This is a genomic window from Agrobacterium sp., assembly GCF_059499945.1.
Window position 1 is genome coordinate 208954 of record NZ_JCABZP010000003.1, and the last position, 17070, is coordinate 226023.

The 17070-nt window shown below is 57.4% G+C and carries 17 protein-coding genes; all 17 read right to left on the reverse strand.

Going from position 1 to position 17070, the window contains the following annotated elements:
* Position 1: 1 nt before the first annotated feature.
* Entirely contained in the window at positions 2-1072 is a 1071-nt protein-coding gene (locus AC5I5B_RS03210) for a hypothetical protein (protein WP_495752348.1), read from the reverse strand.
* Positions 1072-3438 (reverse strand): phage tail protein, encoded by a 2367-nt coding sequence (locus tag AC5I5B_RS03215; RefSeq protein ID WP_495752349.1) that lies wholly within the window; start codon positions 3436-3438, stop codon positions 1072-1074. The genes AC5I5B_RS03210 and AC5I5B_RS03215 overlap by 1 nt, the downstream gene beginning before the upstream one ends.
* The gene (locus AC5I5B_RS03220; RefSeq protein ID WP_334426378.1) at positions 3438-3641 is read right to left on the reverse strand and encodes a hypothetical protein; all 204 of its coding nucleotides are present in this window, start codon (positions 3639-3641) and stop codon (positions 3438-3440) included. Before AC5I5B_RS03220 ends, AC5I5B_RS03215 begins: the two co-directional genes overlap by 1 nt.
* Complete coding sequence (locus AC5I5B_RS03225; protein ID WP_334426379.1) at positions 3638-3877, reverse strand: hypothetical protein; 240 nt, start codon at positions 3875-3877, stop codon at positions 3638-3640. Before AC5I5B_RS03225 ends, AC5I5B_RS03220 begins: the two co-directional genes overlap by 4 nt.
* A 38-nt stretch (positions 3878-3915) precedes the next feature.
* Positions 3916-4809 (reverse strand): phage BR0599 family protein, encoded by an 894-nt coding sequence (locus tag AC5I5B_RS03230; protein WP_495752350.1) that lies wholly within the window; start codon positions 4807-4809, stop codon positions 3916-3918.
* 15 nt (positions 4810-4824) lie between these two features.
* Positions 4825-7146, reverse strand: coding sequence for a phage tail protein (locus AC5I5B_RS03235; protein WP_495752351.1), 2322 nt, complete (start codon positions 7144-7146; stop codon positions 4825-4827).
* 1 nt (position 7147) lies between these two features.
* On the reverse strand, positions 7148-8449 hold the full coding sequence (locus AC5I5B_RS03240; protein WP_495752352.1) for a hypothetical protein: 1302 nt from the start codon (positions 8447-8449) through the stop codon (positions 7148-7150).
* 60 nt (positions 8450-8509) lie between these two features.
* A complete protein-coding gene (locus AC5I5B_RS03245) occupies positions 8510-12055 on the reverse strand; it encodes a phage tail length tape measure family protein (RefSeq protein WP_495752353.1) in 3546 nt (1181 codons plus the stop codon).
* Positions 12042-12176: a hypothetical protein gene (locus tag AC5I5B_RS03250; RefSeq protein WP_272872982.1), complete on the reverse strand. Its 135-nt coding sequence runs from the start codon at positions 12174-12176 to the stop codon at positions 12042-12044. Before AC5I5B_RS03250 ends, AC5I5B_RS03245 begins: the two co-directional genes overlap by 14 nt.
* A 131-nt stretch (positions 12177-12307) precedes the next feature.
* On the reverse strand, positions 12308-12724 hold the full coding sequence (locus AC5I5B_RS03255) for a phage pre-tape measure protein (RefSeq protein ID WP_495752354.1): 417 nt from the start codon (positions 12722-12724) through the stop codon (positions 12308-12310).
* Between the two features lie 9 nt (positions 12725-12733).
* Positions 12734-13528: a phage tail tube protein gene (locus tag AC5I5B_RS03260; protein WP_495752355.1), complete on the reverse strand. Its 795-nt coding sequence runs from the start codon at positions 13526-13528 to the stop codon at positions 12734-12736.
* A 46-nt stretch (positions 13529-13574) separates the two neighbouring features.
* Positions 13575-14102 (reverse strand): hypothetical protein, encoded by a 528-nt coding sequence (locus tag AC5I5B_RS03265; protein WP_495752356.1) that lies wholly within the window; start codon positions 14100-14102, stop codon positions 13575-13577.
* Entirely contained in the window at positions 14095-14706 is a 612-nt protein-coding gene (locus tag AC5I5B_RS03270) for a hypothetical protein (RefSeq protein ID WP_495752357.1), read from the reverse strand. Before AC5I5B_RS03270 ends, AC5I5B_RS03265 begins: the two co-directional genes overlap by 8 nt.
* A complete protein-coding gene (locus tag AC5I5B_RS03275; RefSeq protein WP_495752358.1) occupies positions 14691-15005 on the reverse strand; it encodes a hypothetical protein in 315 nt (104 codons plus the stop codon). Before AC5I5B_RS03275 ends, AC5I5B_RS03270 begins: the two co-directional genes overlap by 16 nt.
* Positions 15006-15100: 95 nt before the next feature.
* Positions 15101-15445 carry a hypothetical protein gene (locus AC5I5B_RS03280; protein WP_495752359.1) on the reverse strand — a complete coding sequence of 115 codons (345 nt, stop codon included), beginning with the start codon at positions 15443-15445 and terminating at the stop codon, positions 15101-15103.
* 81 nt (positions 15446-15526) lie between these two features.
* Positions 15527-16624, reverse strand: coding sequence for a major capsid protein (locus AC5I5B_RS03285; protein WP_495752360.1), 1098 nt, complete (start codon positions 16622-16624; stop codon positions 15527-15529).
* 12 nt (positions 16625-16636) lie between these two features.
* Complete coding sequence (locus tag AC5I5B_RS03290; protein ID WP_092731713.1) at positions 16637-17068, reverse strand: head decoration protein; 432 nt, start codon at positions 17066-17068, stop codon at positions 16637-16639.
* Positions 17069-17070 lie beyond the last annotated feature (2 nt).

Genomic DNA, 17070 nt, shown 5'->3' on the forward strand with positions numbered 1-17070 from the left:
GCTATCCCCTTATTCCAAACAACTGAGCCGATCCGGTAACGAAAGCGTTGCCAGTGCAAGCAAACCTGAAAGCATTTTTAGAAGCCGCCACGCCACAGTAACCGGAATTGAAGTCCTGACGATTTGATCCTGATAGGCGGGCATAAGCAGTTTCGCTTTTAAACATGGACGAAGACGCTTTATTGAAGTTTCCGATCTTGAATGAAAGCGTAAACAAGCTCGCCAATGCCAAACTGTCTCGGCTCAAGGCCATAAAGGGGTTGGATGTAGTGGCATAACCGGTTATCGCGCTATCTTCCTGCGATTGTCCAAAAAACGGGTAATCATTTGCACCTGAGAGCCAACTCGAACCGTTATCGGAACTCGCCTGAGCTAGCAGGATTCCCGACGATACGGCGGTATTACCCCTACCCTCGACCTCTAGATAAATTGCAACAAATGGGGCCAAACCTGTCCATATGGCCTGCCCTATACCGATCAAGCTCACACGCTCCCCGATGGGTTCGAGACCGCCTATACCCTGTCGCGCCTGAGACGGGGTAAGATACTCAGGTGGGCCATTGCCAGCGGACATCCGACCGATAAAGACATTCGTTGGGATGACGGCAGCTTTTGCTTTACGTCCATCCACCCCATCGAACTGGACGAATACACTGTCAGTGACAGTGCCAGCGGGGCCTTCAACTTTCAAATCAAGCGCAGCCTGTTGCGTAGTGCTGACAGGCTTATCCTCATCCGACGTGTTATCGACGTTTCCGAGATCGACATCAGCCTTCGTGAGCTGTTCGAACGCCGTTGCCACGTCTTGTGCCGAGGCGAAGAATGCAGGCAAGTGTCCGCCGAGTCTGTCTGCGTTTTCGGCTTCTGGCGCCGCGCCGATAGCCTCGTAAACGTCCTCCGCACTCTGCGCCGACAGAAGCGTCTGAATGAACGCCGGATAGTTCCCGTTCACAAAGTCAGCAATCTGCTGCGCCGTGACCTTTCGACTATTCCCTTGCTGCACAGTGTGAAACAGCGCCGCCGCAAGCAGCGCTTCGATCGGCGATAATGCTCCAAGTTCCTTGTCGGCCATCAGGCGTCTCCTGAAAGTAGAATGCGTCCGCTCTCGTCGCCCGACAGGCGGAGATAGCCGCTCTCGTCACCGGACAATATGATCGCATCGCGAGGTGTGATTTGAACCGCCAGCGTGTGTGCCTGGAGGGAACGATATCCGTCACGCTCGGCCGATACTGTGATCGTCGAGTTGACGTTTGTGCCGAGTTCGCTGAGCGGAATGGAGAAACTGTTGCCCGTCAAACCGGGATAGCTGACGATCAGAGTTCCGGTCGTCGTTCGAACATCGATGCGCGTCGTCTGACCGTCTTCGCCGCCAACGTCAGCCTCGTTCCATTTCAGAGCCTGCGTCGACTCAAGAATACGGTTACGGTTCGACCAGGTTACCGACAACTCGGATGCGGCTCGCGCATCGACCGCGCCGAAACCCACACCGTTGATCTTGACGTTGGCAGGCCGGTTGGGGCGATACGGGCGCGGTGTGATCGAGATATTCAACTGCGGAGCATCCGCCAGCGGAAGAGCGCCGGCTGTCGTTCTGGTCAGCAGCCAGTAGGCCGTGCTCTCGAACACCGATCTCACAGTCGGGTCGACCATGATGGAGTCGGCCGGAATGATGAAGCAGCGTGTTCCGACAGGCCACGCCTTCGGGATGGTATCGAGCATTCCACGGTTCAAGAGATATCCGAGCGCGTCCGCAGTCTGAACCGTGCAGATTTCCGTGTATTCGTCGTTCCCGGTCCCAATGAGAATAAAATCGCCAGCCGATGGAACGCCGCCGCGCAATCCCGGCAACGAGGTCAACTGGCTTTGCGACTCGGCAACGAGCGGAGTGGTGAGCGCAAAAGTGCCGAAGAACGGCCGGGTGCCGATCGATGAACGTTTGGTCGTGCCGTTCACGTCCGTGACGTAGGTCACAAGATCGTAGTTCACGTCATCATCGCTGTCGGCACCGACCGTGACGGCGGCGAGCGCCTCCGGATATTCCAGTTCGGAAGGATCGTTGAGTTTCAGTGCGGCGGCGGCCATGAACGCTGGAGCCGTGCCGATCTGGTAGTAGGAAGCAGGTGTCGGCGGTTGCGACGGGTTTACCCAAGCCGTGTCGTCAGACTCAAGGTAGCTGGCAAGATCGAGACCGAAGATGTCTTCGTAAAGATCGAGCGTAACGACGTTACTGTCTTTCTGGACCTCGGAAACCCGGAAGACGATCCGCTCGATGTCGTATTCGGGCCACGACAAAACCACCACGTCACTGCTGACCGAGTCCCAAAACTGCCGCGTCACCTGAGCCTGACATGTGGCGATCGGATTCACAGACGCAGCAAGGTCACGCTCGGCCACATACTGCGCCGCCGTTCTCGAGGTGAAACCGTAGTAGTTTCTCGATGAACTTACGATTCCGCCTTCTGCTGCGATGCCGGCAAGATCCTGAACGGTAATCGTTTCAGTCTTTCCAGTTTCGGCGTTCGTCATCGTGACGACGATCTCGTTCGCCAGTTCGCCCCATGCCTTGCGGGCAAAACTGGAAAGATCGGCGTTGCTCGGGTCAATCACAGGCAGCAAGTCGACATCGTAGTCGCCGCGAAGCGCCTTGATGGTATGCTTGCCGGTCGAGGGCTTCACGAACACTGCGGCCTGAACATGGTTGCAGACCTCGCCGATGAATTTTTCGATCTCGCTCTGACGCGTCCAGATCAAACTCATGCCGAGCTTTTCATTGTGAAAAAGTTGGGCGGCTGCCTCGAAAGACGGCTTGTCGATAACGCCAGGCGACTCGCCCATTCCCCAGTCCTGATTCGTCAGGCATTCGTAAATGATGTGAGCTGGATTGGCGGCAAACTGGGGATTTCCAAGGGAATCATTGTCGACCTGGATCAATGCGAGGGCCGGATTGAGACCGATCGGAGCGCGACGGACACGGAAAGAAAAGGCACGCAGATACGGGTTATTTGCCGCCAGATAGAAGCCGCGTTTGAATGCCGACGGCTGATTGTTCAACGCGTTGACAAGCCCTTGATAAGCGCCTTCCCATACATCAGCGATACCGGTAAGAAAGACGCTGGCGAGCCCGCGGAAACCGGGGCATGTCGCGCTCGTTAACCCGAGACGCGCTGCCAGCGACTCCGGCATGACCTGAGTCGCTTTGCCGGGCAGCCACCATAAAAGGCCTTTGACGCCGCCCTCTTTTTTCACATCCCCGAAAAGATCGGGCCGGTTCACCGGCACTGTACCCTCGTCAACCAGTCCGCCGCGCCAGATTTCCTTGTCGTTGTATTTTGCGGCGACCAGTGTCAGGCCGTCACCATAGGCGCAAATACCCATGTGGAGGCCCATGGTGTATTCGAAGATTTCAACTTTACCTTCGCCCTTGCCGCCCATTCCCATCAGGACGACCTCGCTCGGATGGCGTCGAGCACGCGATCAAGCTGAGCGTCGAAACCTTTACCGCGCAGTTGTGATGCCGGCATGCCATTTTTCAGGAAGTGCTCGAAATCGCCGCCGCCCGTCACGAACGCCTTGCGAACCCCTTTCACGCAGAAGAAGGGTCGCATGTCGCTAATCGTGACGATGGGGTCCGACTCGCTCAAGCTGAGACCTTTCTGCTGGTCGTCGCCTTATCGCCCCACCACAGCACGTTAGGGGCGACATCAAGTTCACCGAACACCACAGGTATGGGACGGCTTTCGGCCGTCGGCTCATCCATGTCCCGAAGTTCATCAGGTTGCGAGGTGGCAGCTTTCGGCATCATCAGGTAGCCGATCACCATCGAGCCTACGCCGATGAGAAGCTGGACCAGAAATGATGCCAGGAAAGGAAGGGGCATGGCTCACTTTTCGCGCGTTTCACGTTTAGTGAGCAATTCTAGTAGAACTGGTTCTTGGAGGAAAGCGGATTTTCAAGCGGAATGAATGGTTGGCCGCCATAGTTATGAATATTGTTGTGCTGATTGCACCCGCTCATTTGCCGATTGCATCCCCTGATGACAGAGAGTTGGGTTCCGACAGCGAGCCCTCGGGCAATGCCACGAACGATGATTACACTGGTCCCGCTGTCGTTAATCACGTTCGCAATGGTGCGCAGTTCTCGAACGCCGGTATCCGAGTTCGTCCATTCCAGCAGCCCGCCGATGTAAAGTCCAAACTGGGCACCCAACCACGCATCGACCATGACCTGGTTGCGAGTCACGTTTGTTACCGAGCGGGTGACCGTGGCGGTTGCGCGACTCGCTCGGCACTGCGAACCGTAGAGGACATGAGGGCAGCCGATCTGATAATTTCGACGGAGCCCCGGTCGCTTCAACGAGGTTGAGACGGGCTGGCAGGAAAGTTCGATCTCGTTCTTCTTGTAGGTGCTACCGAGGATGCGACCAAGCCAAAGAGCCGGGTAGTTTTCTTCGGTCACGGGATCGCCTACGTGCCCCTCGAAAATCGTCAGGTTGACCACCTGCGACGGGGGATATGCCAGAAACAACTGGTCGATTTCGCTGCCGAGTGACATGGAGATCGTGACATCTGATTTGTCCAGCGTGCCGTCATGGGTGATCGCGCTGTTTTTGATCGGCCAAGGGTAGAACGGGAGAATGATATCCTGACCGAGATCGTTTACGCCGATCTTCCGGTTGATGATCGTTTCACCATTGTTGAAACCGTAAGGGCCGATCATCCCGCTCTCAGCGGAGTTTTCAGCACCCTGGATGAGATAGAGGGAGACCGGTGTGCCGCTATATCGGCTGTTCTCTCGTTGATTAAATGACATCGAATGACCTAGCTCTCATTTCTTGAACGCTTGTGCGACAATCGTTTTAGAGAAAACAGTAACCCCCGATGTATCTGATGCCGCGAACCTAAAGCGCGTTGTTGAGCGACCTGCAGGAGGGGTGTAGAGGTACGTTCTTGATGCGGGAACGGTCGTTCCTCCGATGTTCTGAATACGGAATTGCTCGACGCGGGCTCCATCGCTATCGATCCAAAATTCGTAACTCGTGTAGTTCGTGGAATTTGAATCAGTTCGCACCACAAGGCCTGTGTCTATTCTCACCGTCGGCGAATTCAGCCCGTGGGTGAGATCCACGACATCTACCCCGGCCGCGACTGCAGTGATTGCACCAGTTGCAATGTTGTGCTCTTGAACCACCAACCTGGTTATGTTCGCGTCACCAATGTCGACGTAGCCCAAAATGGCAGAGATGGCCGAAAGAGAACCGACGCTCATCTTTGCGGCGGTGACGGAACCTGCAGCAAGTTTATCCGTGGAGATGATGCCTGCCTGGAGATGACCTGCCTGAATAGCGTCGGCAGCAATATGCTGCGCGCGGATCGCATTGGCTGCGATCTGGTCGGCACCAACCGTTCCGGTCTTGATCCCTTGCCCGTCGATGATGGTTCGCCCATAGTCGGTGCTCAGGTTAAGACCACCCTTATACGTGGCGAGAACGATGTTGTTCGAGGCGAAAGCGGTGGAGGGTAACGTTGTCGACGATAGGGAAGACGCGCCTTTCGCCCAGTAGATGTAAATCGTCGCGTCGGTCCACATCGCCCCGATGGGGTTCTCCGACACAGCAACCTCAACCGTAGCTCCGGCGTCGTCCAGATATGTAATAGTTCCAGCGGTCCAACTGACACGGTTGGATGTCGGCGTGTTTCCTGAGAATGCGATCCCAGTTGCCGTTACCCCTCTGGCTCCGATCTCGAGCACGTTTGCGCGTACCGAGTTGGTGGCGATGTTGCCGCCGTTGATTTTGGTATTGTCGCCGCCTGAGCGCCAGTCCGCGAGCGAAGTTCCGCCAGCGATCAGGATCTTGCCGGGGTCAATTTGTGTCAGTGCCTGATTGATGCGGCCGGCAGGATCGTTCGCGTAACCCGCCACGTCGCCGAGCGCGTGCCCGCTGACCGTAATCGAGCCTGCCAAGGCAGTGTTCGCCATCAGCTTTGCTGCGCTCAATTCCACGATATGGGCGTTTTCGATGATTGCTTCAGCTATCTGTGCCGCGCCGGTAATGACGGCCTGATTGGCAACTAGCTGGTTTGCACCAATCGTCTGTGCCAGGATCGTGCCGCCATCGATGAACGCTTTGCCTTCGACGGCCTGATAGTCGGTTTCACCCTGATAGACGCCGATGAGGATTGAATCCTGTGCGTACATCGTCACGAGTGACGTGGTGACCGAAAACTTATTGTCATCGAGGATGTAATAGACGTAGACGGTCGCGCCGCTGAAATCGACATAGCCGGCAGGGATGTTTTTCGTAACAGGAATGCTGCCATCGGTGCCAAAGCTGATCTGACCTGCTGTCCACGTAAGCCGGTTTCCGTTGGGTGGATCACCCGGCTTGAAGAGGATGCCCACCAAAGTTGCTTTGACTTCGCTTCTGACTTCAGTAGTCGTCGCCGAAGCCGGCGCTGACCATGGAGATGCGTTTCCTGACGTGTCGACAGCACGCACCCAATACCAGCGCGTCACCTCCGGATCCTGACCGCCAATGACGAAAGCGTTTGTTTGAGACGTGAATGAAGGAATAGAGACTTCCGTTGGAGCAGGAAATTCCTCCAACGCCTCGAAGAGGTCATATCTGGCAAAGTCGCTTTCGGTGCTGGCCCCCCACTTCAACCAAGTGGAATTGATGCCACCCGTAGCCGTGAGGCCTACAGGCATCGCAGGCGGAATCTCGTCTGCCACGGTGGTGTGTGTGAATTCGACGCTCGGCTCAGACTTGTTTCCTGACTTGTCGATCGCATAAACGCGGCCGGTGTAGACCGTGTTTGGTATCATTGGAACCTGATACATGGTCGAACTGGTCTGGTAACCGATCCAGCTTCCGAGACCCTGCTTCAATTGCAGCTCGTAGTATGCAAAATCATCCTCGAGCGAAGGAGCCCACGTTCCGATCACCAGATTGGATGGCACCAGCGTCGAATCAAGTTTGAAGTCTTTCGGACGTGCCGGCGCGATCGTGTCGACCAGTGCATCAAGATCTTCGGGCGTGACGGAGCCGAGGGAACCGTCGATCGCTCCCTGTAACAGAAGATTGAGTTTTGAGCGAACGCTGGCGCCGGATTCGCCATTCTTGATGAGATCGACAGGACCGATAGGCATCTCAGTCCTCCCACACTGCGGAGTCGACCCACTGCCCGCGATCTCGCCAATAACCCGTCGCCAAAATCCAGTTGCTGCCGTAGGAGCTTTCGGCTGCCAGGTTTTCGAGCGTGACAAACGAGAGGCTGATGTTTGCCACCGTGTTCGTCACCCATTCGATCGTGAGGCTGTCCTGCGCGAATCGGGAGACGAACATCCACGAAATCTGCTCGATCTCCGAGGCGGCAACGCCGATATCCTCATGGAACTCGACGAAGGTGTTTCCGCCGCTCGTCGCCATCAAGGTAATCTCGCGAGGCAGAAGCTGCCCGGAGCGTGTCCGGATCAAAACCGCCGCGTGCGCGCGGTCTTCGTTGTAGGTGTCAAAGAAATCCGTCCCTGCGAACTGGATCACCTTGTCCGCCACATTCATGGCGGCAGGGAAATCACTTCCCCACGTCGGAACGTAAATCTCACCCGCCCTCCCCTTGCATCGCACGAAGATGTCCAGAATAGCCATCGCATCCGCACGGCTCATCGCCATGTAGGTGGCGGTCAGCGTTCGGGAGACAAGCGGAACAGGCGTGAAGGTTTTTACGACACCGCGCGAATAATCAACGGTCTCGAATTTGAGATTGAACTGCACCTGCGGTCGATTGAGATAATTCGGCTTGCGCAGGAGGACGTAGCGGCCGAACAGGATGGCTGCTGGCCCGAAGGATTGAACACTGTCACCCTCGGCACTTTCATCGAACGGCAGATCGTCCGGAGTCCGCACCACGGAGCCCGGCTCGACATCAAACTTGACCGGAGCCGTCGCGACCTGATTGGTGTAAAGTGAAAGCGTGTTCGAGTTGGCGAGTTGAGCGGGTAGATACGGGAGCAGATACGCGCCTGCGCCGATCGGCTTGGGTAGCGGGTTTACGAGGACGACCGTGTTGTTGTCCACGAAGTCGATCTGCACCTTGGCCGCCGTGCGTCCCGTCATCAGAACGTAGGTTCCGTCGTTGACCAGCCAGAGCGGTGTTGACTCTATCAACAGAACAGTCGCGCCGGCTGCCGTGGTGCTCTTCACCAAAGCGGGCTCCGCTGAGAAGTCAGCAATCTCGACCTTGCCGTCCCGCGCCCGGTTCACCGCATCGGCGAAATTGCGCATCCGCTCACCATCGAGAAGGATGGTTGCTTCAACAGCGCGCCGTGGCTGAATGCGAAGTGCCCGGCGCTGCTCGCTCCCGTTTCGGGTGGTGAACACGTCCGTTTTGAACTCGTAGGTATCCCGGATTCCGTTACGCCAGTTGGGCACGAAAGGGAGGAAGACTGCCATGTGTCGAACCGATCCTCGTTTGGCGGGAATTTCTCATATTAAGAGTAATTTTGCAACGAACTATCGACCGAGAGCACCGTTGACCTTGTTCTGATTTCGGGTCATCCAGTTGGTCAATATCCGTTCCCCCGCAACGCTGGACAACGCAGCTTCCAGCACCTCTTCAGGATTGAACGCGTTGACCACTTTCAGATTGACGGCTTTACCGCCGCCGCCATTCGCAGAATGACGCGGATCGTTCTCGGTCAGAACCTCTTCACCTTCGAGGGCGACGATCGGGACTTCACCCTGACGTAAGCCGTCGGTGACGATACCCCCGCCGTGATATCGCTGCGCACCGGCAAAAACCATCGGGTTAACGCGACGGGTTTGGGTCGTAGCACCGACCATACCGCCGCTATGCTTGGCGCCGAAGAGTCCTGATAGAAGCCCGCCAATACCGCCCCCTGCGCCAGCGCCTGACGACGTCCCTCCAGTCAAAGCGTTGAACAGAGCCTGTTTGATGATAGCTTTCCCGATCTCAATCAGGAACTCGGAGATTCCTTGCAGCAGCGCGTTGAAGAACGCGTCGGCGGCATTTTCACCGTTTGCTATGGCCTGCGCGAAGGCACTGAACGCATTGCCACCAATGTCGGCGAGCTTTTCGTTAATGTCTTCCGCTGTTGGGAGGAATTGCGTTTTCATGCGATCGGTCGACTGACCGATCGTAATCTGCATGTTCTGCAACTGACTAATAGCGTTGGCTGCACCCTCGCCACCCATCGCCTGCCAGAAGGCAATGGCGGAGGCGATAGCCTCGTTGAGCTTCGTGTTCACGTTATCCAGTTCGGTAGCCGTCGACGCGAATAGCGATTGGTCGCCGCTCGATTGCGCAAGATCCATGCGCTCAAGCAACAAGGAACGCTGTTCGAGAAGTTCGTTCACTTCGCGATTGACGTTGCTCCGGTCAAATTCTTCCGCAGCCAGTCGCTCCGTTTCAGCGCGTTGCTCTTTCGTCAGTTGAAGTCCAGTTTCCCGTGCCCGGTTCTCCTCATCACGAACGGCTTTGAGAATAGCAGCCTCGCGGGCGGACTTGGACATCAGGTCGAGTTCGAACTTCTGCTGCTCGACGCGCTTCTGATAATCGGTAAGATACTCCTGCTGATCGAGCGCCCGATCCTTGTCAAACTGTGCAAGTTTGGTCGCGTGTTCGACGGTTCCCGCATACGCTGCGAGCAGCCCTTGCGCCCTCGCCTCGTGACCGCCCATCTGCTCGGAGACCTTGTCGAGGACTGTACCAGGCGCGCCGCCGTTCTTGGCGTCCGAGGCATTGATGTTTTTCGCATTGCCCGCATTGATGGCCGCATAAATCTGCAGCAAGCCATCACCAGCTTTCACGCCGGCATCTGCCAGATATTTTCCGACCGCCTCGATCTGCTGCGAGATTGTGGATTCACCAGTCACTCCATATCTGGCGGCCTGAGGTTCACCCCACTGGATCAAACCGCGGTGCTGACCGTTCTGCGTCGTGGGGCCCGCTTTCCATGGGTCGAAGGTTCCGCCTGTCTCGTAGGACATAGCGGTGAGCAAATCTTTCGCGCTGACGCCCATCTGCTCGGCAAGCTTGACGGTCGCCGCAATCAGTTCCTCCATCTGCCGGCCTTGCGGCGTGCCTCGCTCCGCCGTGTACTGCGCCTCGAAGTTCCGGTTCTGCGCATCATAGAGCGCGCCGGCCTGCTGGCGGATGGCCTCGGTTTGCTCCTTTGTGAGGCCGAGGAATTCCTGATTGAGCTTTTTCGCCTGTTCCAGTGCGTCGTTGCGCGCCTTCAGCAGCTTTTCTTCAATAAAGCGCTCACGGTTGGTGAGGGTAACCGCAGAGGCCTCCTCGCGCATACTGTCGAGACCCTTTTCAACGGCAGCATTGATATCCGTCTGAGCCTTTCGCTGTGCTTCCGATTCCCTGCTCATTGCAGCAGTTTCGACATTGCGCTCACGCTCAACCTTGGCGATTTCCCGCTGAAGGCCGAGCAGGTCGTTTAGCTCCGTCTTCATTTCGGCGAGATTATCGACCCCGGTCATACCCATCGAACCGGTCGAAATGCCTCCCTCCCGAAGCTTCTCTTCCAGTGCGATGGCCTGCCGCAGTTCAGAAATACGGTCACCGACGCTCTGGTCTTCGAAGGCTCCCTGCACAACTTTGGTCGCGGCTCGGATATCGCGGGTGAAGTTTTTCACATCGCGACCGAAATAGTTAATCTCACGCGTCACGAATTGAATGATGCCGCTGTCCTCAAGCGCACCGACAAGTTCATCCCACGCGGCGCGCATCTCATTGATCGCTTTCGCCCAGTCGCTTGCCTCTGTCTTCGTTCCCTCGAGTTTGGTGCGAAGGACATCCTGCGCCATGGCCAAAGCGCCTGCGCGATTTCCGCTCGCATCCATCGCCTTGATCTGCTCATATTGCGAAGCAGTAAGGAAGTTCAGTTCCTGATCCAACGCTCGGACGTCGTCAACCGAGCCTCTGAACGCGGCGGAAACCCTCCTGCCAGCTTCGACAACCCCTTCACCGGTCACAGCATCGAGGTTCTTGGCAAGGTCCGCGAGACCTGCGAACCGGCCACCGGAAATGCCGTCGGAAGCAAAGCCGGCAACCAGCGAACGGGCGTCGTCGATCGAGACCCCCATATCCTTGATCTTGTCGGTGATTTCCGTGAGCCCCTCAGCGGTGTAACGATAGCCATCGGCTGAGAGTGCGAGCTTCTTCTGGAAATATTCGACAGAGTCGCCGGCTTCCTTCAGGCGCATCGCCGCAGAGATGAACGGGGCCAGAACAACGCCAAGCATTGCGAGCTGCGGGATAGAGCGAGCAACGCTGACCATGACGTTTGGCCAGATCTGCGCGAACTGACCGGCCTGCTGTGCCAGTACCTGCAATGGCGCCTGACCCATGGCGAGACCCGACACAACGTCGTTCACCTGATAACCAAGGTTCGTCAACTGCCACGGGCGCAAACCATAGACCAAAATATCTTCGGGATCGCCGCCTGCTCGGGAACCCTTCTTGGCTCCACCGCCCGCGTTGGCTACGGAATCCATCCGGTCACCGAGCGAACCCTGCGCGGCGGCAGCTTTCTTCGACGCCGTGGTTAGCTTGTTCAGTTCTGCTGTGGTGTTGACGAGCGAAACGCTCTCGTTCGTGGACGCCACAGCACCGCGCTGCATCTCTGTCGCAAGCCGGCTGAAACTCGCGAAGCCTACACGAGCCTCGCCGTTGATTTGCTGGAGAGCCGCGCGCTTCTGTTGCAACGCGCCCATGGCTTCACGAGAACGGTCACGCACCAGTTTGATTGTGTCGCCCAGTTCTCGCATTTCCGCCGCAGACAACGAGCCCGTGCGGGCAGCATTGGCCTGGACTGCGCGATAACGATCAACTTCGCTGTTGAGACGCCTGTAATTCGCGACAGCGGTCTCGATCTCACCTTTAGCAACACCGACGACGGCTCTACGGCCCTGAGCAGCAGCCGAAGCTGAAAGGCGCTTCTGCTGCTGCTCGAGATTCCTGAGAACTTTCGAATATTCATCGCGAGCCTTGACGGCAAATTCGACGACTCTTTCACGGCTCGCCATTGTTCAGCACCTTCAATTGCGACTGGAAAGCCTTGAGGGCTTTCTTGGTGGAGGCGGGCTTCACGCTCTGATTTGGGACTGTGGAGATCGCCATTTGCAGAAGAGCTGCTTCGCTTGCCATTTGAGCGTTGATCCTGTCGACCACGAAGCGAGCCTCTACAAAAACCTTGCTGACCGGATAGAACCAGGCTGATGGGTGTCCGTGGGCCAGCAATAAACTGACCTGGCGATGGACACCCTCTACCCAGTCCGTCAGGCTTTCGGGGATGTCAGGCTTGCCGCGCCCGCTATCGCCCGAACGACGATCTCCATGAGTTTTTCCAAGCCGCCCTCCGCGACGAGGGTGAGGTTGACAATCTTCTCGAGAGCATCGACCTGAACGCTTAGAGGCAACCGCGCGGCCATGTTGACCGCGTTAGGATTGCCCGAGCCGTAAGCGATGACCATTGCTGCAAGCGGTGCGAAATCGTCCGTCATGCTCAAGGCAATCTCTTCGACGCTTCCGCTCAGCTCGCCAGCGATAGCCTTGGTGTAAAGATCTGCACACACGCTGCGATGTTCACGAATGATGCGGGTGATATGCGCAAAGGCGAGACCGTAAACTTCGAAGGACTGGGTCCCGACTTTCACGGTCTCGCTCGGCAGTATCAGTGTCTCCAACTGATCCATGTCGATCCCTTACGCTACCGGACGACCGTCGCGATACGCGAGCGCGAGGTTGCCCTTTTTCATGACGCTGATCGAAAGCGGCAACTGCTGCCATTCGGTCGACTCGGGGTCCATGATGAGCGCGAGGTCGCCGTTCGGCGACAGACGGACACGGGGGAAGGTGATGTCGAACTGCGGGCCGATCGGGTTGTTCGAAATGAACTTGAGCGCGCCTTCAACCTGAGTTTCCCCGGCAACGATCTGATCGCGCGTGGACGCCGCCACGGAATAGTTCACTTCGATGGATCCACCGATCGCTGCGCTTCCGACGGGGATGTAAACCGTGCCGAGGTCGGCATCGAGAATGTAATCCTCATCGAGCGTGAAGGTCACCGGCGTCGTCGCAGCCCCATCGGTAATAACGACGGTTGCGACCTTTCGGGCACCGGACGGATTGGTGTCGCTGAAACCGAGCTGATAAAGATCGCCGGCTTTGACTTCTTCGAAGGTTTCTTCAACGTTCGAACTGGCGGTGACGGTGACCGTCGTCACCTCGCTCATAAAGAAGTACGCTGCATTCTCGGCCTTCATATCGTCCGTCGTTACGGAGCCGGTCAACGTCGCTTCGATGGCAACTTCTTCGTCCAGTGTGCGGAAGCCGAGCCGCGACGAATAGTGCGGCATCGTTTCAGCTTCGCGAGCCAGTGTGAATTCGGGCGTATTACCGAGTTCGCGAAAGGGACCTGGAATCTGCGTTCCGGGCTTATATTTGGCGAAAAGAGCGGTTCCGCGCGGTACAGTAAGATTGCGGGATTGCAGGTCCATTGAATTTCTCTCCTTGTGAGTATTACGACTATAACGTGATTTTATGCTACGCGAAAGGCGTCTCAAGGTTTTCGGCAAGGCCGAGGGTTACTGGTATGAGGAAATAGGCCACGCTCGAAACCTCGTCGTCCGGTGGGCGATGTACGGGCTGGCCGATCGACAACGACATCACGCATGGCGCTTTATTTCCCAGGTCGAGAATATCGAAGCGATTCGCTTTGGCGCGGACCAGCGCCCGGATGACTTCGGCGGACAATTTGTAAGCCGGATCGAGCGGATGTTCGTGATCGTCTTCGACGAAACCCTGGATGAGCACGCGGAACTGATTGACGGCTGCGGGAGAGGTTGATGTCCCGTTCACTGCGTCCACTGGCCGCGGATCTTCAAGCAACACGACCATGGGGCGAGGATCGTTGTCGCCAAACAGCGTCCTTCCACGGAACACGCGTTCTGCAGGGCGGCCGGCACTATCGACGAAATCCGACAGATCGAACTCACAGTCGTTCGCTGGATTGACCTGCTTCACATAGTGGCTCAATTGCTTCATGGCCCGCAGGCGAAAAGGATCAACCATTCAACAGCTCCAACTGCCTGAAAAACTCTTTTTCGAGGAATTCCAATGACTCAGGTGTCATCTCTTCATAAATGCCACCGCCATCGGAGGCGGAGCGAAGCGCCTGGTCGACCGACGGGCCGTACAAAAGCCATAGGTTCTTTCCCAACGACCGGGGCTTGTACGCTCCCTTGGGCAGCGACCCGTCTGTGCGGACAGCGAGTCCGACGTTGTTGTTCTTCAGGCGCATGAGAAACGCGCGGCGAATGGATCGGGTCTGACCCGGCTTGACCGTCACGTTGATCTTTCCGCCTTTGTGACGCTGTCCACCGGACAACGGTTTTTGCTTCGTGAAACGGGCCAGCGAGGTTGCGGACCCCCTACCCTCAATCACGGTCTCAAGCGAACTACGTTTCGCCTTCGTCTTCAGCCAGAGCCGCTTGCTAGAAGGAGAAACGTAAGACGCTGGAAACGCTACCTGGTTACGGGCAGCACGGGCAAACTTGGTGCGGTCGCGCGTCGCTGTCGTGTTGAGAGCACGAACCAACGCCAACTCGGTCGTGTTCGTCATTTCATTGACGAACGAAAGTTGATCGAATTCGATGGCAATTACTGCTGCGACCATGGTGGGATGCCCCTCCACTCGTCGCCCGAGGTGTCGACCTGAGAGAGCAAGCTTGCCAGTTCCGCTTTCGTGGCGGTCCTGACCTCAACCCATATGAAACCCTCTCGTTCAGGGCGGCTCGGGCCGGTCACATATGCCTCGACATCGCTGAGAATGACGAAGGCGCTGGCGACCACGTTGGCCACTTCTGCGACCTTGAAGATGACGCGATCGACGATGTCGACAATCTGCCCGGTTCCATCTTCACCCTGCGCCTCAAGGACAGCAGGGCGCTGATGCAGCCGGATGTTGACGGGCACGGGAGTTCCCGCGGCGTGGGTGAGATACACCGCGGGAATCGAGAAGGTTTCATGGACTGGAAGCAGGTGTTCTCGCTTCCTTTCCCGCCAGTTCATCAGACGAGCGCTCCGCTTTCACCTTCGCCAGCCGCAAGGGTTACACCCTCGCCCGATGCAGGAGGTTCGGTTCCGGCTGCCGAAGTCTTCGACGGCGTCGCTTTACCCTTTCCCTTGCCTTTGCCCGACTTGGTTTCGTCGGCGCCGGTCTCGTCATTGTCGAGATCGATTTCCTCGTCGGGATGGGCTAGCTTGTAAAGCTTCATCTCGTCGGTGGTCGGCTCGCGAACTGCGCCGAGACGGAGCATGTCTTTGTAGTCTTTGTCGGTGAACTGTTGCACCTGACCGACGGGAAGCTCTTCATCCTTGCGACGGATGCTATGAAGCGTAAAACCGTATTCCATTTTCTCAGTCTCCTGTTGATGGGAAAAAGCATCCCCGTGCAGGGGATGCTGTATGCTCTTTGAACCGACGCCGCCCGCTGGTTACGGTGCGATGACGTTAGCCAAGAGAGTGGCGTTCGGGTTGATCGGAACGAACAGCGGAGCCGACTTGTGGGTGATGTATTCGACTTCCAGGTCGCCCGGCTGCTCCCAGTTCTTCGGGAAGATCGGGAGAGCTTCGTAGCCAGCTTTCTTGTCGATGATCCGACCGAATGCGCGAGTACCGCTGACTGCCTCCGCGGTGCTCGTGAAGAGGATCTGGTGGTTGCCGATGTAGCGCGCTGCTGCACCGGTTTGCGGATCGATGTAGGTCGAATTGTCGACCCAAAGCTCGATCGACTGACCAGACCCGCCACCGATGGTCATTTCACCCACTTTGAACACCGGATCGCCGGAAACGAGGCCGCGTTCGTAGGTGATGTTCCCGCCCTTCAGGTTCAGGTCCAGGTGCGTCTTGAACTCTGCGTCCTTGCGCATGATGGCCCAAACACCGCCGCCCATGGTCGCACGAACCGGGACGCCGCCGAAGTCTGCCGTCGCCATCCGGTCGATCACCAACTGGAAGAAGTCGACGATCGAAACACCGGCTTCGCCGAAGCGGCTGCCGGCACCGAGCGTGATGGTGTGGTTCGCTGCGCGTTTGAAGTCGACGAGCGTGGTCGGGTAGTTTTCACCAGAGATGGTGACCTTGCCGTCGCGAAGCGCGGTCGCCGCCATCCAGTTCCAGCGGCGATTGATGGCACGAACATGGCTCTCGGCGATGGCAGCGCGGATGAGCGTGAGGCGCTGCATCGGCGTAAGCTGCACGGGCATCTGAGACATGTTTGCATCGATACCGACACGACGGCGAAGCGGCATGAGCGGGTCGACCTGATCTTCCAGTTTGATGTACGCCGGCTTGAAGCGGAACGCCGTGCCGGTGTCTTCGTAGACCGACTCGCCGCGCGCGAGCGGCATGACGAACGGAGCGAGCTTGCGGCCCTGCACCGGCATCTTTTCGAAATCGATCCACTCGTCGTTGGAGCGCAGTTCGTAGGGGAACCACTGAGTCCAGTAGAGCGGATCGGGCTTGATGTCACGGAACACGCCAAGGAAGCGGCTGGTGTCCCAGAGTTCGAGATGTTGGGTCTGAGCGACCATTGAAGCCTCCTGTTACGCGCGCTTGGCGACGATGATGGTGGTGGGAGTGGGCGCGCCACGGAAAGCCGCCTGTTTCAGCGCATCCGTGCTGAAAGAGTCGTCCCATACGAGCGCGTCCTGGTTAAAGCAGCCGGAGTAGAACACCTGACCGTTGACGGCCGGGGAACCAGCACCGCCGCGCGACACGGCGTGGGCGAGTACGCCGATAGCCTGCACGTCGTCGTCGGGGCTGGCGCTCCCGGTAACGGCCGGCACCAGTTCACCGGTTGCGTTCAGGCCGAGAACGGTGAACTGCGCGTAATTCGCGTTCAGCGGAATCGGGAACGAATAGGCAGGTGCCAGTTCCGGGTGGGAACCTGCCAACAGATGGTTCTGCAGGTAGGTGTCGAGTTCCTCGAACGCTGCGCGGCCGGGATCTGCATAGGGAGGCGTAATGTTTGCCATCG